The sequence below is a fragment of the Enterobacter sp. 6722112 genome, assembly GCF_058661685.1.
In genome coordinates, this window is the sequence record NZ_JBZWGR010000007.1 from 4,546,428 (window position 1) to 4,567,258 (window position 20,831).

A 20,831-nucleotide genomic window follows, 5' to 3' on the forward strand; every position below is an offset into this window, starting at 1 on the left:
AAAAATTAGTTTCCTTGAGCGTCGGTAGCGCTAGCCAGTGAGCGGGCTTTTGGTAATGTACGGATAAACTGCTGAAGATCGTGTAACGCGGAGTCAGTGACAGAGAATAGCGCTTCCCGTTCTTGCGGGAAGTAATAGCGCGTTTCAAACACATAAGAACAAATGTTATCGTCATTCCCGATCAGCATCACATTGCCAAGCGGACGCTGTTCATAGTGACAACACGGTCCAAACAGCAGGACCACCGGCACGCCGACGGCGTCTGCGATGTAGACATTCCCCGAGTCAGACGCGATATAGCAGTCCATCTTAGAAATGGCCCAGGGAAGCTCTTCCAGCGAAATTTTGCCAATAAGATTGATAAAATTGGGGATGTCACCGTAAAGACGGGTGATATCGTCCATCCACGACTGTTCGTTTGGCGCGCCGAAGACATAAAACTCGCAGGGTAAATCAGCGAGTTGATCAACAATCCGCTTCCAGATAACCGGAGGGACGGTTTTGGCTTTATTGCCCGCCGCAATACTGATGCCGATGCGGATAACGCCAGGTTTATCAAGAATGGCCGGCCAGGTCGTCGGCTTGAAGAGTGGCTTTGTGGCGTGCTTGGGAGAGTCTTGCCACGTGAGCGAGCGGTCGGCCAGTTTCAGGTAGTTCGTCACCGAAAGCGTTTTTTTGCCATGCTCAACGGTGCCGTCGGCTGCGAGATAGAAAATCCCGTGATACCACCTGCGCGTGTAAATGCTTAAAAATTGTTTGTTTTTGGCATTGCAGACGGCGGCAAAAAAGAGGTTCACGCTGTTGGGCTGTAGCAGGTAGACGTTGTCGTATCGGTTCATGATCCTGCACGCGAAGCACAGTTTACGCCACAGGTTGCGCTTATGCTGCTCAATAAAATAGATCTGCTCAATAGTCTCATCATGCTTCGCCAGCGCGCCAACGCTGCGACTGATCAACACATCGCTTTTTTGCAGATATGCCAGAAGAGGCGTCGCATTAATAAAGTCACCGATTTTGGCTGTCTGAATGACAAGGTTCTTGCCCGTGTCTTTTCGAAACAGCTTCCGGATGAGTTTCACCGGAAAGAGTAAAATCAGCAGAAATACATAACTCATGGGTTAAATATCCCTGTTGGAAAGCCGATGGCTGCCCTGTAAAAATGAAAAAATAGCATCTGCGCTAATATCCTTCGTTTGTTGCGTAGGGCTAACCATCTGATGCTGGTTTTTACCGTAACCCCCGATCAACCCCGGATCGGTCGGGCCGAAAATCGTGATATTAGGACGATCCAGTGCGGCGGTTAAATGGCTTAACCCTGTATCCACAGAAACGACGGCGTTAGCGCCCGCCAGCTGTGCGGCAACCTGCGCCAGCGTGAGTTTGGGTAACACCTCGACGTGGGAAAAACCTGCTGCCAGACGTTCCGCTCGCTGCCGCTCATGTTCAGCGCCCCACGGGAGTTTAATATGGATACCGCTAGGTTGCATTAGTTCAATCAGCCTTCTCCAGTGCGTTTCCGGCCAGTGCTTATCGTCGCGCGTTGTGGCATGCAGGAAAACCAGATAGGGCGCGATATCCTTGTCCGTTTCGCGCAGAAAATGCTGTGCGATGGCGTAGTCACCCTGGAGGTCGGGTTTTGCATAGCCGAGACTCTTAGCGAACAGCTCGCGGGTACGTTCCACGGCGTGCTGCTGCTTCGCAATATGGTGGCGACGGTTATAGAACAGGCTCGCCAGCGGTTCGCGGGCGGTTTGCCAGTCCATGCCGTGCTTTACGCCGTGCGCCAGACGCGTGACCAGCGCGGCGCTTTTCACCAGCCCCTGGGCGTCGACGATCGCGTCGTAACGCCGGGCCTGCACCGCTTCGCGGAAGGCTTTGCGTTCGGCTTTAATCTGTGCGGAGAACCACGCTTTGCGCCAGCGGCGAATGGCCACCGGGATCACGCGATCAACCGCTTCATGCCAGGTGGGGATCTGCGCGAAGCCTTCTTCCACCACCCAGTCAAAACGGATGCCGGGAATGGCCCGCATGGCGTCCGTCAGCGACGGCAGCGTATGCAGAACATCACCCATTGAGGAGGTTTTAACGATCAATACCCGCATCCGTTATCCTTCTTCGCTCAACAGCAGTGCGTTGAGTTCTTCGAGAACACGCTGCGGGGTAATGTCGATCAGGCTCTGATGGTAACCTTCTGCGGCATCGCCTTTGCGCACCTTGTGGTAGCCGGTGATCAAACGGATCACGCGCGCCTTGTGCGACAGCGGCGGCGTGAAGTCCGGGCTGCTTGGGCCATACAGCGCGACCAGCGGGCGGTCCAGCGCGGCGGCGACGTGCATCAGGCCAGAGTCGTTACTGACCACGGCCTTACAGGCGGCAATGAGGATAACCGCCTGCTCGAGTTGCGTTTCCCCGGCCAGGTTGCGGCACCATGCCTGTTGCTCGGTGCTCAGCGTGGCGAGAATTTCATTGCCCGCCTCATGATCTTTCGCCGAGCCAAACAGCACAATCTGATAGCCTTCATCGATAAGCTGTTTCGCCAGCTCTGCATAGTGATAGTGCGGCCAGCGTTTTGCCGGACCGAATTCTGCGCCAGAGCAGAACCCAATCATCGGGCGTTCGGACGAAATGCCAAATGCGTTGCAGGTGTGGGATTTCTCCCCATCGCTTACCTGGAGCTGCGGCCACAGCAGCGGCTGCGGCAGATCTTTCGCGCTGCGCATCACGCCTTTGTCGTAGGCCAGCGCCACGTAGCGCTCCACCATCAGCGGCCAGGCCTCTTTATCCAGCACCCGGGCGTCGTTCAGCAGGCCGTAGCGCATTTCACCGCGCCAGCCGGTACGGTGCGGGATGCCCGCAAAGAAGGGCACAAGGGCGGATTTGAAGGAGTTAGGCAGCACGTACGCGCGGTCATAGCGTTTCTCGCGCAGGCTGTGGCCGAGTTTGCGGCGTTCACCGATTTCCAGCGCCCCGTGTCCGAGCGGCATCGGGATCGCCTCGTTCACTTCCGGCATACGCGATAACAGCGGACGGCACCATGCGGGTGCCATCACGTCGATTATCGCCTGGGGATAACGCGCCTTGAGCGTGCGATAGAGACTTTGCGACATCATCATGTCGCCCACCCATGACGGGCCGATCACCAGAATTTTCATGCTTATGCGTCGCGGTTCAGCCAGGCCATATATTCCGTTACGCCTTCGGCAACGGTCTTGAACGGCTTGTCGTAGCCTGCGGCGCGCAGGTTAGTCAGGTCCGCCTGGGTGAATGCCTGGTAGCGGCCTTTCAGCTTATCCGGGAACGGAATGTACTCGATGCTGCCTTTCTTATGGTACGCCAGCGTCGCGTCTGCCACCGCCTGGAAGGATTCCGCGCGGCCAGTGCCCAGGTTGAAAATGCCGGACACGCCATTTTCCAGGAACCACAGGTTTACTGCCGCCACATCGCCCACGTAGACGAAGTCACGCTTGAAGCCGTCGCTGCCTTCGAACAGTTTCGGGCTTTCGCCGTTATTTAATTGGGTGTTCAGGTGGAACGCCACGCTCGCCATGCTGCCTTTGTGGCCTTCGCGCGGCCCGTAGACGTTGAAGTAGCGGAAGCCGACAATCTGCGAGTTCGCTTCTGGCAGGATCTGACGTACGTACTCATCAAACAGGAACTTGGAGTAACCGTAAACGTTCAGCGGCTGCTCATATTCGCGGGATTCGATGAAATCTGAAGTGCGCCCACCGTAAGTTGCCGCGGAAGAGGCGTACAGGAACGGAATTTCACGCTCCAGGCAGTAGTGCAGGAGCTCTTTGGAGTACTGATAGTTGTTATCCATCATGTACTTGCCGTCCCACTCGGTGGTGGAGGAGCAAGCACCTTCGTGGAAGATGGCTTCGATCTCGCCGAACTCTTCACCCGCCATAATCTGGATAAGGAAGTCTTCTTTATCCATGTAGTCAGCGATGTTCAGATCCACCAGGTTCACGAACTTGGTGCCGTCTTTCAGGTTGTCCACCACCAGAATGTCGGTGATGCCTTTGTCATTGAGGGCCTTAACAATATTGCTGCCGATAAAGCCCGCGCCGCCAGTAACGATGATCATAACTGTAACCTTTGAAGTATGAGTCGGGGAATATCCCGAACGCTAATCTCTTTATCATATCATCACAATGCTCAGGCTTCAGCCATTCACCGATATGCAGCAGGGGTACGCGTGATTTATGCTGCAAAAACGAGAAGAGATACTGCGTCATCTCGTCATGAACTATTGGTTTGGGTAATATGTGCCAAAATTTGCCGAGTCTGGAGAATTGCAATGCGTGGTGATTTTTACAAACAGTTAAACAGCGACCTCGACACCGCACGTGCGGAAGGGTTGTTCAAAGAAGAGCGTATTATCACGTCTGCCCAGCAGGCGGACATCACCGTTGCCGACGGCAGCCATGTGATCAACTTTTGCGCGAACAACTACTTAGGTCTTGCGAATCACCCTGAGCTAATTGCCGCGGCGAAAAACGGCATGGACACCCACGGTTTCGGTATGGCCTCCGTTCGCTTTATCTGCGGTACGCAGGACAGCCACAAGCAGCTTGAGCAAAAGCTGGCGAACTTCCTCGGAATGGAAGACGCGATTCTGTACTCCTCCTGCTTCGACGCCAACGGCGGTCTGTTTGAGACCCTGCTCGGCGCAGAAGACGCGATTATCTCCGACGCCCTGAACCACGCCTCCATCATCGACGGCGTACGCCTGTGCAAAGCGAAGCGTTTCCGCTACGCCAACAACGACATGGTGGAGCTGGAAGCGCGCCTGAAAGAGGCCCGTGAAGCAGGGGCTCGCCACGTCCTGATCGCCACCGACGGCGTGTTCTCCATGGACGGTGTGATCGCCAACCTGAAGGGCGTGTGCGATCTGGCGGATAAATACGACGCGCTGGTGATGGTGGATGACTCTCACGCGGTCGGTTTTGTCGGCGAAAACGGTCGTGGCTCCCACGAATACTGCGACGTAATGGGCCGCGTGGATATCATCACCGGTACGCTGGGCAAAGCGCTCGGCGGCGCGTCTGGCGGCTACACTGCCGCGCGTAAAGAGGTGGTCGAGTGGCTGCGCCAGCGCTCCCGCCCGTATTTGTTCTCCAACTCCCTGGCGCCGGCGATTGTGGCTGCCTCCATTAAAGTGCTGGAGATGGTGGAATCCGGGGCTGAGCTGCGCGACCGCCTGTGGGCTAACGCCCGCCTGTTCCGTGAAAAAATGAGTGCCGCAGGATTCACCCTGGCCGGTGCCGATCACGCGATCATTCCGGTGATGCTGGGCGACGCGGTTGTCGCGCAGAAATTTGCTCGTGAGCTTCAGAAAGAAGGGATTTACGTGACCGGGTTCTTCTTCCCGGTGGTACCAAAAGGTCAGGCGCGTATCCGCACCCAGATGTCTGCGGCGCACTCGCCTGAACAAATTGAACGTGCGGTGGAAGCCTTTACCCGCATCGGCAAACAGCTGGGCGTCATTGCCTGAGGACGTATGATGAAAGCGTTATCCAAACTGAAAGCGGAAGAAGGGATTTGGATGACCGACGTGCCGGAGCCGGAAGTCGGTCATAACGATCTGCTGATCAAAATTCGTAAAACCGCCATCTGCGGTACTGACGTTCACATCTACAACTGGGACCAGTGGTCACAGAAAACCATTCCGGTACCGATGGTTGTCGGTCACGAGTATGTCGGCGAAGTGGTGGGTATCGGCCAGGAAGTAAAAGGCTTCAACATTGGCGATCGCGTCTCCGGTGAAGGCCACATTACCTGCGGTCACTGCCGTAACTGTCGCGGTGGGCGTACCCACCTGTGCCGCAACACCGTCGGCGTGGGCGTGAACCGTCCGGGCTGCTTCGCGGAATACCAGGTGATCCCGGCGTTTAACGCCTTCAAAATCCCGGACAATATCTCTGACGATCTGGCCTCCATCTTCGATCCGTTCGGCAACGCGGTACACACGGCGCTCTCCTTCGACCTGGTGGGTGAAGACGTGCTGGTTTCCGGCGCGGGCCCCATCGGCATTATGGCGGCAGCCGTGGCGAAGCACGTGGGTGCGCGCAACGTGGTGATCACCGACGTGAACGAATACCGCCTGTCGCTGGCGCGCAAAATGGGCGTCACCCGCGCGGTGGATGTCTCGAAAGAGAGCCTGACCGATGTGATGGAAGAGCTGGGCATGACCGAAGGCTTTGACGTGGGTCTGGAGATGTCCGGCGCGCCACCGGCGTTCCGCACCATGCTCGACACCATGAACCACGGTGGCCGTATCGCGATGCTGGGTATTCCGCCGTCAGATATGTCCATTGACTGGAACAAAGTCATCTTCAAGGGGCTGTTCATTAAGGGCATCTATGGCCGTGAGATGTTCGAAACCTGGTACAAGATGGCCGCGCTGATCCAGTCCGGTCTGGATCTGTCCCCGATTATCACTCACCGTTTCTCCATCGATGAGTTCCAGCAGGGCTTTGACGCAATGCGGTCCGGCCAGTCAGGGAAAGTGATCCTGAGCTGGGATAAGTAATTAAAAAGGGGCCAGCGGCCCCTTTTTTTACTGATTCTTTTTCTCTTCGTCCGTCAGGTAACGCACTTTGCGGGTGTAATCCTGGCCTTTGAACAGCAGTTTGTTATCCGGCGATTCCAGATACTTCTGCCATTCGGAAAGCGGGAAACCACCGTGCGCGCCAATCACCTCTTTCGGCACAACGGCTTCCTGACCGCCGATCTTCTTGGAGACCGGCCAGTTCATCCAGTCACCGAGGTTAACCGTTTTTACATCCAGCATGTCCAGCAGCGCAGCGAGCGGCAGCTGATCGGTCGGCGGCTGCGTGTCGTCCATCAGCTCCCAGGTATCCTGGAACAGCGTCAGCCACAGCGGGCAGATACGGCGCCAGGTCTTTTTGGTGGCTGCAAGAAACGCGCCGTTAACGTGATCGACCAGATACGGACGCACCGTTTCTTTGTAATATGCCGGCACTTTCTCCGCTGGCGCGCCGTCCAGCTTGGCAATCATTTTGCCCTGACGGAAGCTGGAGTAGATGTGCATATCCGCCATGTTGATCTCTGGCATTTTAAGCAGGTTGAGATCGGAGTCGATCATCAGCACACCTTCACCGCGCGCCTGCAACGGAGCGTTAAGCTTCACCAGACGACTGAGGTAGATCTGCTTATAGCGGTAACCTTCTTCACGTTTTGGAAGCGTGAGGGTAACAACGCGGGTTTTTGGCGGCAGCTCGCCGAAAGCGGATTCAGGCTGATCGCTGACGATAACAATCTCGCTGACGTCGGTGGCATAACGCTCTGCAAAGGTCGCTGACAATAACGCCTCTTCGACGAAATCCGCGCCCGTACACGGGATCACAATGGAATCCACCGCAACGAGATCGCGCGTGACCGGAAGGGAAGCGTAAGGAATGTTATGACGCCCGGTAATGTGGCGGTAGCGAGCATTCAGGAATTTAAACATGTTCTTCTCGTTTGGTTATTGCGCGCCAAGAACGGCCTCGACACCGTTAACATAGCTTTCAATGGCATACATGTTGCAGACATTCTGGTGTGCGGCAGCGGCGAGCCGGGCGCGCAGAGCAGGATCCTGCCAGATATTATCCAGATGTTGAGCAAGTTGCGACACGTCGCTCCAGGGAAACAGCAGGCCGGTCGACTCATGATCGATCAATTCTGCCGTGCCGGTCACCTTTGAACCAATCACGGGAATATTCAGCAGCATTGCCTCCAGCACGACGCGCGGCAGGCCTTCGCTCTTCGAGGCCAGAATAAATGCGTCAAAGGTGGCGAGATAGTCAAAAGGCGTGTTCTGGAAACCGGTAAAAATGACGTGCTCAGCAATACCCAGCGCGTCAGCCTGTGCCGCCAGTGCGCCGCGCTCCGCCCCTTCACCGACCAGCACCATCTTCCATTTTGCCTGCGGGTGCCTCTGGCTGAACTGTGCCAGCGCCTCCAGCGTATGGTGGTTGGCTTTGCGAGGGATTAGCGAGCCAATGCTGCCGAACACAAACGTGTCGTCATCAATGTTCAGGCGCTGGCGCATCGCGCGTCGGTCGGGCAAAGGCTGGTGGATGTCGATAGCATTGTTGACCGTGGTACACAGCGCTGGCCGGACGCCATGCTGAAGCAACACGCGTTCAACGCCGTGCGAGACGGCGATGATTTTTGTGGCATGGGCATTGACCAACTTCACCAGCGGCGGGGTCAGCACCGGTTCAATCCGGCAGTGCTGGATTATCCGCGCATGCAGGTTTGCGCCCGCCAGATACCCTTCTTCGTTAGAGCCTGGCTGGTTGTTCATATACAGCGTATCGAATCCACCTTCCCTGAAAATGGTCTCGATCTTGCTGACGTTGGGGCGAATGCGCCACAGGGTATCGATATGCCGCGTAAATGCTTTGCGCGCTGAACGCGAAAAAAACAGCAGACCACGTCCCGCTTCTTTCAGTAGTTTTGCCCATGCCGGTTGCTTACGTTGAGGGATAACGAGTAGCGGGATCCCAATGCTATTGAGCACCTGGCCAATCGTTTGACCTTCAGCACGACTATAATCACTGTAAAAACAACAAGTAATGTCGAATTTGTCGCGGTTGATTCGCTTCAGAAGCTCAAGCATACTGTTGGTACCTCCCCCCCATTCTTTGCCCGTGTCCAGGAGGAGGATTTTACGTTTTTGCGGCATGTCTGAATCCGTATGCTACCCTTCATCTGACCGCATTATAAAGAATTTACTGAAATAAAATAGATTTTTTGTATTTCTTTGTCTTTTTACAAGAAAACATTTTAAACGCGCTTATTTTAAAAGTGCGATTTAAGACTTTAATCGCCTCTTCTCAATTCGATAGTATGAGTGAAAAATTTTATGTCGTTATTGAGAGAGTGAAAATATGTTTAAAATAACGGTCTGCTTATTAACGTTTAACTCCGAAAGAACGTTGCACGATGTTATTCCTCCTCTTTTAAAAATAGCAGATGAATTCGTTATAGTGGATTCCGGAAGTACAGACTCGACGATATATATTTGCCAGAGTTATGGATTGTCGCCCATATTCAAAAAATATAGCTGGCACGGCGAGCAGATGAACCATGCCGTATCCCATGCGCATAACGACTGGGTGCTGTGCATGGACAGTGACGAAATACTCGATCAAGAAACCGTTGATGCTATTTTAGAATTAAAAATGGGCGATGAACCCGAACTGGATATGGCGTGGCGGATATGTCGTCACTGGTTTGTTTTGGGAGAAAATGTCCGAACGATTTATCCCGTCTCATCACCGGATTATCCGGTGCGTCTTTTTAACCGTACGCAGTCGCGATTTAATAACCGGCCAGTAGACGATCAGGTTGAAGGTTTTCTCCGTTCTGAACGTATTCCAGGTTATGTCAGACATGAGACGTTTCATTCGCTGCATGAACTTTTTAATAAATTAAACGGATATACCACTCGCCTGGTTCAATATCAGACGATACGTCCCTCTCTTGGTCGCGGCGCGATCAGCGCTATCGGCGCATTTTTCAAATGGTATCTGTTTAGCGGTGCCTGGCGTCAGGGCAAAGTAGGTGTGGTGACAGGGTTTTATGCCACGGCGTACAGTTTTTTGAAGTATTTCAAGGCCTGGTATCAGGATCGGGAAAAGAGAGAGTCCGTTGCAAAAGAGCAGTCGGACTCTTATCTGGCAGAATAGGCGTTAGCCGATCAGGCTTTTTTTCCCCAACCCTGCCACTGTTGCTGGACGTATTTAACCAGTGTACTGCTGCTGATGCTTTCGCCAATCACCGAGAAGAAGCGGGTTGCATAGACCGGTTCAGGCGGCTGTTTCAGCGTGCAGTTCTTCACGCCGCGGAATGGATTACGCGGCTGCGTTGCGGATGGTTGCGTGCTACCCGGACGAGAAGTATCCACCTGAGGTTCATTGAGCAGATCGCTCGGACGCACCAGCGTAATATCGGCGGGTAAGCCCGACAACATTTGCTGCAAAACGCGAACGGTAGACGGATGCGGATGCCCAATGGCAATCGCCGAACCGTTACGGCGCGCCAGCTGTACCGCGCGGTTGAACTGCACGCGGATATCCGCTTCGTTCTGGGAGTCGTCCAGGAATACTTTGCGCTTGATGACTTTTACACCCGTCCCCTGAGCGGCACGCATCGCCTGGCTGTTGCCGATGGTCATGCTGTCGAGGAAATAGAGATTGTAACGCTCCAGCGCCTGCATCACTTTCAGCATACCGTACAGGCTGGAGGTCATCGCGCTGCCCATATGGTTATTCAGACCCACGGCATACGGCACTTTATTGTACGCATCGCGGATGATGCGATCGATCTCGTCGCTGCTCATGTCCGGGCGCAGGGTATCTTTTTCCAACGGCTGCTTGCTGAGGGGGGCCATCGGCAGATGGATGAGGACCTGATGGCCGCCATTGTGCGCTTTGGTCGCCATTTCATGCGCGTGAGGCGCATTAGGCAGGACGGCGACAGAGATGGCTGGCGGCATCGCCAGCACCTGATTTTCATAGTGTGGTCGATAACCGAAGTCATCAATCACAATCGCGAGTTTGCCTGCATAAACCGGTGCAGCCAGCGCCAGTGCGCTGACTACGGAAACAACAATTCGACGAAATTGAAGCAAAACCTATCTTCCCAACCACGGCTGTGGATTGACCGCCTGACCCTGACGACGAATTTCGAAATAGAGTGACGGGCGGCCCTGACCGCCACTGCTGCCCACAAGGGCAATGGGTTGACCCGCGCGCACCTGAGTGCCAACGCTGACCAGCGCGCTCTGGTTGTAGCCGTAAAGACTCATATCGCCTTTACCGTGTTCAACCACCACCACGAGCCCATAACCCTGTAGCCAGTCGGCCAGGATCACGCGGCCATCGGCGATGGCTTTGACTTCGCTACCTTCAGACGCACCGATAACGATCCCCTTCCAACGTAGCTCACCCTGCAACTGTTCGCCATAGCGATGCAGGATCGTACCGCGAACGGGCCAGTAAGCCTGACCACGCGGGGAGCCGAGGCCGCCGGTACGCGACATCAGGGAACGTTCATTTTCAGTCGGTTTGTAGGTGGTGCCTTTCCGGGAGGCTTCCTGCTGCTTATTACGCACCGCCTGCGCTTCACGCGCTTCTTTTTCGGCGCGCGCTTTGGCCGCGGCTTCTGCCCGGGCAATGCTGTTACGCAGTCTGGATTCGTTGGCGCGCATTTCGCTCAGCTGGCTTTGTCCTGCCTGGATAGAGGACTCCAGCCCGGCGAGCGTCTTCTTACGCTCATTGCGCGCCTGCTCAAGCTTCTCCTGCTGCGCCTGCTGATCGTAGAGCAGCGTTTGCTGCTGGCTCTGCTTCTCTTCCAGCTCGGCTTTTTGCGTGGTGACTTCTTCGCGCGTCTGTTTCAGCTGCGCAATGGTCTCCTGACGCGCCTGGTTTAGATAGCCGAAATAGGCCTGTAAACGCTGACCACGCTGGCTCTCTTCACCGCTGAGGATCAGCTGAAGGCCTGTGTGCTCACCCTGACGGAAAGCAGCATCAAGCTGTGCAGCAAGGTTCCGCTCCTGGGCATCGCGCTGACGCTCCAGTTTCGCAATCGACGCGTTCATTTCATCGATTTGCTTATTGAGCTGGGCAAGGGTGTTTTGTGTTTCACGCAGCTTACGCGCGGCGGCGGAAATGGCCTCTTCCTGCTTTTTAAGCTGGGCGAGCAGGGTGGCGCGCTGCTGTTGCTGCTGACGTACCGCACGCTCTTTGGCGGCGATATCGGCCTGAATGGATTTAAGCTGATCGCGGTCATCCGCGTGGGCGGATGCGGCGCACAGCAATACGCCAGCGCTGAGTGCGCTGGCGCAAAGCAGAGGTCTGACTGATAACCGAAGCGGCTTCACGACCCATGTGATTGAAAAAATCGCCTTTCCCCTCATGGGGAGCGATTATTCCACGATGAACAGCGGCTTGCCAGTCATCTCTTCAGGGATTTCCATACCCATCAGCGACAACATGGTTGGCGCGATGTCGGAAAGCTTGCCGCCTTCCACAGCTTTCACTGATTTATCACCTACATAAATCAGTGGAACAGGCAGGTTGGTATGGGCGGTATGCGCCTGACCGGTTGCCGGATCACGCATCTGTTCTGCGTTACCGTGGTCAGCGGTGATCAGCAGCTGGCCGCCCACGGATTCAACCGCTTTTGCGACCTGCTCAACGCAGTGGTCCAGCGCTTCAACAGCTTTAACGGCTGCTTCCATCACGCCGGTGTGGCCCACCATGTCGCCATTCGGATAGTTACAGATGATGGTGTCGTATGTACCGCTTTCGATCGCGGCCACCAGTTTTTCGGTCAGCTCCGCAGAGCTCATTTCTGGCTGGAGATCGTAAGTGGCGACTTTCGGCGAGTTAATCAGGATGCGGTCTTCGCCTTTAAACGGCTCTTCTACGCCGCCGTTAAAGAAGAAGGTCACGTGCGCATACTTCTCAGTTTCGGAGATGCGCAACTGCGTTTTATCGTTTTTCGCCATCCACTCGCCGAAGGTATTTTCCAGGGAAGCGGGTGGATACGCGCATGGGGCTTTGATATCCGCTGCATACTCAGTCAACTGGATGAAATCGATCTTCGCCACTTTCTTACGGGCGAAACCGTCGAAATCGCTGTTGACGAAGGCGCGGGTGATTTCGCGCGCGCGGTCAGCACGGAAGTTCATGAAGATCAGCGCATCGCCATCTTCCATGGCGGCATCGGCCTGGCCTTCAGCGCGGATCACGGTTGCCTTCACAAATTCGTCGTTTTCATCACGCGCGTAAGCCGCTTCCAGGCCTTCAACGGCGGTCGGGAACTGGAACTCACCTTTTGCCAGGGTCAGCAGATCATAGGCTTGCTCAACGCGGTCCCAGCGGTTGTCACGGTCCATGGCATAGTAACGGCCAACGATGGACGCCACGCGGCCTTTGCCCAGTGCGGCAAATTTATCTTCAAACGCTTTAAGAGAACCTTTTGCGCTGCGTGGCGGCGTATCGCGACCATCCAGGAAGGCGTGCAGATAGATTTTTTCCGCACCGCGCTCGGCGGCCAGTTCTACCATCGCCATGATGTGATCTTCGTGGCTGTGAACGCCGCCCGCAGAGAGCAGACCCATAATGTGAACGGCCTTGCCTGCGGCAACGGCTTTATCAACCGCTCCGGTGAGCGTTGGGTTGGCAAAGAATGTACGTTCTTTGATTTCAACGTCCAGGCGCGTCAGGTCCTGATAAACGATACGGCCCGCACCCAGGTTAACGTGACCCACTTCAGAGTTGCCCATCTGACGATCCGGCAGACCCACTTCCAGGCCAGACGCATCAATCAGGGTGTGGGGACGTTTTGCCCATAGCGCATCCATAACCGGGGTTTTGGCGTTGAAAATGGCGTTATCCTGTTGATCTTCACGGTAGCCATAGCCATCCAGAATCACCAGTACCATAGGTTTTTTAGAAACCGACATTGCGACAACCTCATGCTCAAGAGACAAAAAATTTGCGTAATTTTACTACAGCTGAATCGATAAAATAGCCGCAGAAGATCAAAGAAAGCGCGGGGGCAAGGCTGTTCTCAGGCCATTTTGAGGCTTTTTTTACGTGGCATGCCGCAGAAAATAGATTAGCTTTATGTCGCTGGCTGTATTTGCCACAGCGCACAGGTATACTCCTGTCCTGGTTTTTTTAATCACTTAGTCGGGAGTTGTTACCCCCCATGCAAGAAATTATGCAATTCGTTAGCCGCCACCCGGTTCTGAGCATCGCGTGGATTGGCCTGCTGGTCGCTGTACTGTTCACCACATTTAAGGGACTGACGTCTAAAATTAAGGTGATCACCCGCGGTGAAGCGACACGTCTGATCAACAAAGAGGACGCCGTGGTTGTCGATCTGCGTCAGCGCGACGATTTCCGCAAGGGCCACATCGCAGGTGCTATCAACCTGCTGCCCGCGGAAATTAAAGCGAACAACATTGGTGAGCTGGAGAAGCATAAAGCCCAGCCGATTATTGTTGTTGACGGCACTGGCATGCAGGCGCAGGAATCTGCCAGCGCACTGCATAAAGCAGGCTTTGAAAACGTAACGGTGCTGAAAGAAGGCATCTCCGGCTGGAGCGGGGAGAATCTTCCTTTAGTGCGCGGTAAATAAGGAGTTAAGTGATGGCCAATATTGAGATCTACACCAAAGCAACGTGCCCGTTCTGCCACCGAGCGAAAGCGCTGCTGTCCAGCAAAGGCGTAACGTTCAAGGAACTGCCGATCGATGGTGACGCGATTAAACGCGAAGAGATGATCCAACGCAGTGGTCGCACAACGGTTCCACAGATTTTTATTGATGCGCAGCACATTGGCGGCTGTGATGACTTGTATGCGCTCGACGCCCGTGGTGGACTCGATCCGCTGCTGAGCTAGAGACTTTAGGACAATTAAAAAGGGTTTTTCCATGTCAGAACAAAACAACACCGAGATGACTTTCCAGATCCAGCGCATCTACACCAAGGATGTCTCTTTCGAAGCGCCAAATGCGCCGCACGTTTTCCAGAAAGACTGGCAGCCAGAGGTTAAACTTGATCTGGATACCGCATCCACCCAGCTGGCGGATGATGTGTATGAAGTCGTACTGCGTGTCACCGTGACCGCCTCTCTGGGCGAAGAAACCGCATTCCTGTGCGAAGTTCAGCAGGGCGGTATCTTCTCCATCGGCGGCATCGAAGGCAACCAGATGGCGCATTGCCTGGGGGCATACTGCCCGAACATCCTGTTCCCGTATGCCCGTGAATGCATCACCAGCCTGGTTTCTCGCGGTACATTCCCGCAACTGAACCTTGCGCCAGTAAACTTTGATGCGCTGTTCATGAACTATCTACAGCAGCAGGCTGGCGAAGGTACCGAACAACATCAGGATGCCTGATGAGCACTGTTAATGCGTCAATGACTGTGATCGGTGCCGGCTCTTACGGCACCGCTCTTGCCATCACCCTGGCAAGAAATGGTCACGACGTGGTCCTGTGGGGCCACGATCCAAAACATATCGCGACGTTGCAACACGACCGCTGCAATGTGGCGTTTCTCCCGGACGTTCCGTTCCCTGACTCCCTGTATCTGGAAAGCGACCTCGCGACCGCGCTGGCGGCCAGCCGCAATATTTTGATTGTGGTGCCAAGCCATGTGTTTGGCGAAGTCCTGCGTCAGATTAAGCCGCTGATGCGTGCGGATGCGCGTATTGTGTGGGCGACGAAGGGGCTGGAAGCGGAAACCGGACGTCTGTTGCAGGACGTTGCCCGCGAAGCGCTGGGAACAGCGATCCCGCTGGCGGTGATCTCCGGGCCGACGTTTGCCAAAGAGCTGGCTGCGGGCTTGCCGACGGCGATTTCGCTGGCGTCCACCGACCAGGCATTTTCCGACGATCTTCAGCAACTGCTGCACTGCGGCAAAAGCTTCCGCGTGTACAGCAACCCCGATTTTATCGGCGTGCAGCTGGGCGGCGCGGTGAAGAACGTCATTGCCATCGGGGCCGGGATGTCTGACGGCATCGGTTTCGGCGCGAATGCGCGTACTGCGCTGATCACCCGTGGCCTGACCGAAATGTCCCGCCTGGGCGAAGCGCTGGGTGCCGATCCGGCCACCTTTATGGGAATGGCAGGGCTGGGCGACCTGGTGCTGACCTGCACCGATAACCAGTCGCGTAACCGCCGCTTTGGCATGATGCTCGGACAGGGCAGCGATGTAAAAAGCGCGCAGGAGAAGATTGGTCAGGTGGTTGAAGGCTATCGCAATACCAAAGAAGTTCGCGAACTGGCGCACCGTTTCGGTGTCGAAATGCCAATAACCGAGGAAATTTATCAGGTATTGTATTGCGGAAAAAATGCGCGCGAGGCAGCATTGACCTTATTAGGTCGTGCGCGCAAGGACGAGCGCAGCAGCAATTAGCCGGGAAGTATCGTCACCTGAATGACCCAGCCAGCGCAGAACTGGCTGGTCATTAACTATCGTCTGGAGCAAGCAATGCCGTGTGAAGAACTGGATATCGTCTGGAATAATATTAAAGCCGAAGCCCGAGCGTTGGCCGACTGTGAGCCCATGCTGGCCAGTTTCTATCACGCGACGCTACTTAAGCACGAAAATCTCGGCAGCGCCCTGAGCTATATGCTCGCCAATAAATTGGCTTCCCCTATCATGCCTGCTATCGCGATTCGCGAAGTGGTGGAAGAGGCCTACGCCGCAGATCCGGAGATGATTGCTTCTGCCGCCTGCGACATCCAGGCTGTGCGCACGCGAGACCCGGCGGTGGATAAATACTCCACGCCGCTGCTGTATCTCAAAGGCTTCCATGCCTTACAGGCGTACCGCATCGGCCACTGGTTATGGAATGAGGGACGCCGCGCGCTGGCCATCTTCCTGCAAAACCAGGTTTCCGTGACCTTCCAGGTCGATATTCACCCGGCGGCGAAAATTGGCCGCGGGATCATGCTCGATCACGCCACCGGCATTGTTGTTGGTGAAACGGCGGTGATCGAAGATGACGTGTCGATCCTGCAATCCGTTACGCTGGGCGGTACCGGTAAAACCAGCGGCGATCGCCATCCGAAAATTCGTGAAGGGGTGATGATTGGCGCAGGCGCTAAAATCCTCGGCAATATTGAAGTCGGACGCGGCGCGAAGATTGGCGCGGGGTCGGTTGTGCTCCAGCCTGTACCGCCGCACACCACCGCCGCTGGCGTCCCGGCGCGCATCGTCGGTAAGCCAGACAGCGATAAGCCGTCGATGGATATGGATCAGCACTTCAACGGTATTCATCACACCTTCGAATACGGCGACGGCATCTGAACCCCGGAACAGCCAAATAAAAAAGCCCGGTGAGTCAATGCACCGGGCTTTTGATTAGTTGCGGTATAACACTTTGATAATGTGATAGCCGAACTGCGTATGCAGTGGGCCGGTTGGCTCCAGCACCGGGCAGGAGAAGACCACTTTATCAAACGCCGGAACCATCTGGCCCTGGCGGAACTCGCCTAAGTCACCACCGCGTTTGCCTGACGGGCAAATCGAGTGTTTCTTCGCCAGTTTGCCGAAGTCGGCGCCGTTTTTAATCTGTTCGAGCAGATCCTGTGCCAGTTTCTCTTCTTTAACAAGGATATGCAGTGCTGCTGCTGTTTTTGCCATGATCGTGCCTTGAGTCGACTAGTTTACGATCGGTATACTACCACGCGTTTTTCCTCCTCTCCCGACTTTCATTGAGTGATCATTTATGCGTTTAAACCCCGGACAACAACAAGCTGTCGAATTCGTCACCGGACCCTGCCTGGTGCTGGCGGGAGCGGGATCCGGTAAAACACGCGTGATCACCAACAAAATCGCCCACTTAATTCGGGGTTGTGGATACCAGGCGCGCCATATCGCGGCGGTCACCTTTACCAACAAAGCGGCGCGTGAGATGAAAGAGCGCGTCGGCCAGACGCTGGGCCGTAAAGAGGCGCGCGGGCTGATGATCTCCACCTTCCACACGCTGGGTCTGGATATTATCAAGCGCGAATACGCGGCGCTGGGCATGAAGTCCAACTTTTCTCTCTTCGATGACACCGACCAGGTGGCGCTGCTTAAAGAGCTGACGGAAGGGCTGATCGAAGATGACAAAGTGCTGTTGCAACAGCTGATCTCGACGATCTCGAACTGGAAAAACGATCTGATGACGCCGGCCCAGGCAGCGGCAAGCGCCAAAGGCGAGCGCGACCGCATCTTTGCCCACTGCTACGGACTGTACGACGCGCATATGAAAGCCTGCAACGTCCTGGATTTCGACGATCTGATCCTGCTGCCGACGCTGCTGCTTCAGCGGAATGAAGAGGTACGCGAGCGCTGGCAGAACAAAATTCGTTACCTGCTGGTGGATGAATACCAGGACACCAACACCAGCCAGTACGAGCTGGTGAAATTGCTGGTAGGGCAACGCGCGCGTTTCACTGTGGTAGGCGACGACGACCAGTCGATTTACTCCTGGCGCGGCGCGCGACCACAAAACCTGGTGCTGCTGAGCAAAGATTTCCCGGCGTTGCAGGTGATTAAGCTGGAGCAGAACTACCGTTCCTCCGGGCGTATCCTGAAGGCGGCGAACATCCTGATTGCCAATAACCCACACGTCTTTGAGAAGCGCCTGTTCTCCGAACTGGGTTACGGCACCGAGCTGAAAGTGCTCAGCGCCAACAACGAAGAGCACGAAGCGGAGCGCGTAACGGGCGAGCTGATTGCCCATCACTTCGTCAACAAAACGGAATACAAGGATTACGCGATCCTCTATCGCGGAAACCACCAGTCGCGCGTCTTTGAAAAGATGCTGATGCAGAACCGCATTCCCTACAAAATCTCCGGCGGTACGTCGTTCTTTTCGCGTCCGGAAATCAAGGATCTGCTGGCCTATTTGCGCGTGCTGACCAACCCGGATGACGACAGCGCTTTCCTGCGCATCGTGAATACGCCGAAACGCGAGATTGGCTCTGCGACGCTGCAAAAGCTGGGTGAATGGGCGATGACCCGCAACAAAAGTCTGTTCACCGCCAGCTTCGATATGGGGTTGAGCCAGACCCTGACCGGGCGCGGCTATGACGTCTTAACCCGCTTTACCCACTGGCTGGGTGAGGTGCAGCGTCTGGCTGAGCGCGAGCCTGTGGCGGCAGTTCGCGATCTGATCCACGGCATTGATTACGAATCCTGGTTGTATGAAACCTCCGCCAGCCCGAAAGCAGCCGAGATGCGGATGAAAAACGTTAACCAGCTCTTCAGCTGGATGACCGAAATGCTTGAAGGATCTGAGATTGACGAGCCCATGACCCTGACGCAGGTGGTCACCCGCTTCACGCTGCGCGATATGATGGAGCGCGGCGAAAGCGAAGAAGAGGCCGATCAGGTTCAGCTAATGACGTTACATGCCTCGAAAGGGCTGGAGTTCCCGTATGTCTATCTGGTGGGGATGGAAGAGGGCTTATTGCCGCACCAGAGCAGCATTGATGAAGATAACGTCGACGAAGAGCGCCGTCTGGCCTACGTGGGGATCACTCGTGCGCAGAAGGAGCTGACGTTTACGCTGTGCAAAGAGCGCCGTCAGTATGGTGAGCTGGTGCGCCCGGAGCCGAGCCGTTTTCTGCTGGAGTTGCCTCAGGACGATCTTATCTGGGAGCAGGAGCGTAAAGTCATTACCGCTGAAGAGCGTATGCACAAAGGGCAGGCAAACGTGGCAAACATTCGCGCGATGCTGGCAAAAGCCAAAGAGAAGGGATAACTATTTGCAGGCCGGGTAAGGCGAAGCCGCCACCCGGCACGCTTCAAAGGGTCACTTCACATCAAGCGCCCAGTGCACATAGCTCTGCCACTGGTACTCCTGCTCAATCAGTTCCGCCCCAAGCGGATGATCCTCAAGCCAGTTTTCCGGTAGCGTCAGCGTCAGTTTCTCATCGTCTGCCGCCAGCGTAATGGCTGGCAGCAAATCATCACGACGCCGGCTGGCAAACAGGATCGCCAGGCGAAGCAGACGACACAGATGCTCCGCCACGCGCGGCGGCACAGCGTTCTGCTGGTGAAGGGAAGAGAGATCGACGGCGTTAGTCTGATTTAGCAGCAGGGTGGCCAGCAGCTTCTTCTGGGCGGGCGTATAGCCCGGTAAATCGAGATTACGCACCAGCCAGGCCGCGTGCAGCGGTGCCTGCTTGTACTCCACGCTGAGACCAATTTCATGTAGCGCACAGGCGCTTAGCAGCAGATCGCGGCTTAACGGTTCAATATCCCAGCTTTTTTTCACCTGATCGGCAAACAGTGACGCCAGTTGACTCACTCTGTGTGCCTGGTCGATATCCACAATAAAGCGGCGCTGAACGTTACGCAGCGTACGGCTACGGATGTCCTGATCGACCGACTGGTGCAGCATTCCGTAGACCAGACCTTCGCGCAGCGCACCGCCTGCCAGGGTCATACACTGGATATTGAGTTCAGTAAAAATGGCGATCAGAATGGCGAGCCCACTGGGGAAAACCAGCGCGCGTTCGAGCGTCAGCCCTTCTATTTCAAGCTCTTCCAGACGACCACACTGGATGGCGCGCTGTTTAAGCTGCTGGAGTTTGGCAAGCGTGATCCGCTCGTCCATTCCCTGTGCCATCATGATTTCCTGCAACGCCTGAACGGTTCCGGACGCGCCGACACACACTTTCCAGCCGTGATAGCGCAGTTCGTCCATGACCGGGCGCAGGACCGCACGCGCCGCGTTTTCCGCCTCGTCAAAATTCTCTTTGGCAAGGTTTCGATCGGTAAAGTAGCGTTCCAGCCAGGTCACACAGCCCATCGACAGGCTGAACAGTGACGTCGCCTGCGCGCCTGTGCCCGTGACCAGTTCGGTACTGGCGCCACCGATATCGACCACCAGACGACGATCGTCGCCGCCGGTCGTATGCGCCACACCCTGATAAATCAGACGCGCTTCTTCTTCACCGCTGATGACCTGCACCGGGCAGCCCAGAATTTCCTGTGCTCTGGCAATGAAATCGCCAGCGTTAACCGCCAGACGAAGAGTCGCCGTGGCAACAACGCGAATTTGACTGAGCGGGATATCCTGCAAACGTTCTGCAAACAGACGCAGACACTGCCAGCCACGTTCCATGGCTTCCGGGGAGAGGTGATTATCGCTGCTCAGGCCCGCCGCGAGGCGGACCTTGCGCTTAATGCGCGTCAGCGTTTGTATGCTTCCCGCCACCTCGCGCACAACCAGCATATGAAAACTATTCGAACCGAGATCAATTGCCGCATAAAGCGAGGTGGAGCTGAGCATAT

At 55.5% G+C, this 20,831-nt stretch carries 20 protein-coding genes; 9 read left to right on the forward strand and 11 right to left on the reverse strand.

Features of this window, described 5'->3' with window-relative positions; translation table 11 throughout:
• Positions 1-5 precede the first annotated feature (5 nt).
• The 4 genes from AC4OVU_RS23245 to rfaD are packed head-to-tail and all read right to left on the reverse strand — an operon-like array spanning position 6 to position 4,087.
• Positions 6-1,115, reverse strand: a complete 1,110-nt coding sequence (locus AC4OVU_RS23245; RefSeq protein WP_017693958.1) for a glycosyltransferase family 9 protein — start codon at positions 1,113-1,115, stop codon at positions 6-8.
• A 3-nt stretch (positions 1,116-1,118) separates the two neighbouring features.
• Complete coding sequence (gene rfaC / locus AC4OVU_RS23250; protein ID WP_045142435.1) at positions 1,119-2,102, reverse strand: lipopolysaccharide heptosyltransferase RfaC; 984 nt, start codon at positions 2,100-2,102, stop codon at positions 1,119-1,121.
• Positions 2,103-2,105: 3 nt separating this feature from the next.
• The gene (rfaF, locus tag AC4OVU_RS23255; RefSeq protein ID WP_110292525.1) at positions 2,106-3,152 is read right to left on the reverse strand and encodes an ADP-heptose--LPS heptosyltransferase RfaF; all 1,047 of its coding nucleotides are present in this window, start codon (positions 3,150-3,152) and stop codon (positions 2,106-2,108) included.
• A gap of 2 nt (positions 3,153-3,154) precedes the next feature.
• Positions 3,155-4,087, reverse strand: a complete 933-nt coding sequence (gene rfaD / locus AC4OVU_RS23260) for an ADP-glyceromanno-heptose 6-epimerase (protein WP_003860858.1) — start codon at positions 4,085-4,087, stop codon at positions 3,155-3,157.
• A gap of 213 nt (positions 4,088-4,300) precedes the next feature.
• Between rfaD and kbl the strand changes: the two genes are divergently transcribed.
• Together kbl and tdh are read left to right on the forward strand one after the other, a co-directional pair.
• Positions 4,301-5,497, forward strand: a complete 1,197-nt coding sequence (kbl, locus tag AC4OVU_RS23265; RefSeq protein WP_015570030.1) for a glycine C-acetyltransferase — start codon at positions 4,301-4,303, stop codon at positions 5,495-5,497.
• A gap of 9 nt (positions 5,498-5,506) precedes the next feature.
• Positions 5,507-6,535, forward strand: a complete 1,029-nt coding sequence (gene tdh / locus AC4OVU_RS23270; RefSeq protein WP_110292527.1) for an L-threonine 3-dehydrogenase — start codon at positions 5,507-5,509, stop codon at positions 6,533-6,535.
• Positions 6,536-6,562: 27 nt separating this feature from the next.
• On the opposite strand, the gene AC4OVU_RS23275 is transcribed toward tdh, so the two are convergent.
• Positions 6,563-7,477, reverse strand: a complete 915-nt coding sequence (locus tag AC4OVU_RS23275) for a hypothetical protein (RefSeq protein ID WP_015570028.1) — start codon at positions 7,475-7,477, stop codon at positions 6,563-6,565.
• Between the two features lie 15 nt (positions 7,478-7,492).
• Positions 7,493-8,698, reverse strand: a complete 1,206-nt coding sequence (locus tag AC4OVU_RS23280; protein WP_017693957.1) for a glycosyltransferase — start codon at positions 8,696-8,698, stop codon at positions 7,493-7,495.
• Between the two features lie 205 nt (positions 8,699-8,903).
• Here AC4OVU_RS23280 and AC4OVU_RS23285 point away from each other — a divergent pair, with 205 nt between their 5' ends.
• On the forward strand, positions 8,904-9,704 hold the full coding sequence (locus tag AC4OVU_RS23285; protein WP_023302891.1) for a glycosyltransferase family 2 protein: 801 nt from the start codon (positions 8,904-8,906) through the stop codon (positions 9,702-9,704).
• An 11-nt stretch (positions 9,705-9,715) separates the two neighbouring features.
• Here AC4OVU_RS23285 and AC4OVU_RS23290 read toward each other — a convergent pair whose 3' ends face one another.
• Genes AC4OVU_RS23290 through gpmM form a run of 3 tightly spaced genes read right to left on the reverse strand, consistent with a single transcriptional unit; the run spans position 9,716 to position 13,489 of the window.
• Entirely contained in the window at positions 9,716-10,648 is a 933-nt protein-coding gene (locus tag AC4OVU_RS23290) for a divergent polysaccharide deacetylase family protein (RefSeq protein WP_032620676.1), read from the reverse strand.
• 3 nt (positions 10,649-10,651) lie between these two features.
• A complete protein-coding gene (envC, locus tag AC4OVU_RS23295; RefSeq protein ID WP_026094345.1) occupies positions 10,652-11,911 on the reverse strand; it encodes a murein hydrolase activator EnvC in 1,260 nt (419 codons plus the stop codon).
• Between the two features lie 33 nt (positions 11,912-11,944).
• Positions 11,945-13,489 carry a 2,3-bisphosphoglycerate-independent phosphoglycerate mutase gene (gene gpmM / locus AC4OVU_RS23300; RefSeq protein WP_110293028.1) on the reverse strand — a complete coding sequence of 515 codons (1,545 nt, stop codon included), beginning with the start codon at positions 13,487-13,489 and terminating at the stop codon, positions 11,945-11,947.
• A gap of 248 nt (positions 13,490-13,737) precedes the next feature.
• On the opposite strand from gpmM, the gene AC4OVU_RS23305 reads away from it, so the two are divergent.
• The 5 genes from AC4OVU_RS23305 to cysE all read left to right on the forward strand — a co-directional run bounded on the left by AC4OVU_RS23305 (position 13,738) and on the right by cysE (position 16,847).
• Complete coding sequence (locus AC4OVU_RS23305) at positions 13,738-14,169, forward strand: rhodanese-like domain-containing protein (RefSeq protein ID WP_017383604.1); 432 nt, start codon at positions 13,738-13,740, stop codon at positions 14,167-14,169.
• Positions 14,170-14,180: 11 nt separating this feature from the next.
• Entirely contained in the window at positions 14,181-14,432 is a 252-nt protein-coding gene (grxC, locus tag AC4OVU_RS23310) for a glutaredoxin 3 (protein ID WP_003860837.1), read from the forward strand.
• Between the two features lie 31 nt (positions 14,433-14,463).
• Complete coding sequence (gene secB / locus AC4OVU_RS23315) at positions 14,464-14,931, forward strand: protein-export chaperone SecB (RefSeq protein WP_014168079.1); 468 nt, start codon at positions 14,464-14,466, stop codon at positions 14,929-14,931.
• A complete protein-coding gene (gene gpsA / locus AC4OVU_RS23320) occupies positions 14,931-15,950 on the forward strand; it encodes an NAD(P)H-dependent glycerol-3-phosphate dehydrogenase (RefSeq protein WP_006812398.1) in 1,020 nt (339 codons plus the stop codon). The genes secB and gpsA overlap by 1 nt, the downstream gene beginning before the upstream one ends.
• A 75-nt stretch (positions 15,951-16,025) precedes the next feature.
• The gene (gene cysE, locus AC4OVU_RS23325; RefSeq protein ID WP_022646641.1) at positions 16,026-16,847 is read left to right on the forward strand and encodes a serine O-acetyltransferase; all 822 of its coding nucleotides are present in this window, start codon (positions 16,026-16,028) and stop codon (positions 16,845-16,847) included.
• 54 nt (positions 16,848-16,901) lie between these two features.
• Here cysE and ppiC read toward each other — a convergent pair whose 3' ends face one another.
• On the reverse strand, positions 16,902-17,183 hold the full coding sequence (gene ppiC, locus AC4OVU_RS23330) for a peptidylprolyl isomerase PpiC (protein ID WP_006812396.1): 282 nt from the start codon (positions 17,181-17,183) through the stop codon (positions 16,902-16,904).
• Between the two features lie 85 nt (positions 17,184-17,268).
• Between ppiC and rep the strand changes: the two genes are divergently transcribed.
• On the forward strand, positions 17,269-19,293 hold the full coding sequence (rep, locus tag AC4OVU_RS23335; protein WP_110293029.1) for a DNA helicase Rep: 2,025 nt from the start codon (positions 17,269-17,271) through the stop codon (positions 19,291-19,293).
• Positions 19,294-19,344: 51 nt separating this feature from the next.
• Here the strand turns inward: rep and gppA are convergent, their stop codons facing one another.
• Complete coding sequence (gene gppA / locus AC4OVU_RS23340; RefSeq protein ID WP_017383602.1) at positions 19,345-20,829, reverse strand: guanosine-5'-triphosphate,3'-diphosphate diphosphatase; 1,485 nt, start codon at positions 20,827-20,829, stop codon at positions 19,345-19,347.
• Positions 20,830-20,831 lie beyond the last annotated feature (2 nt).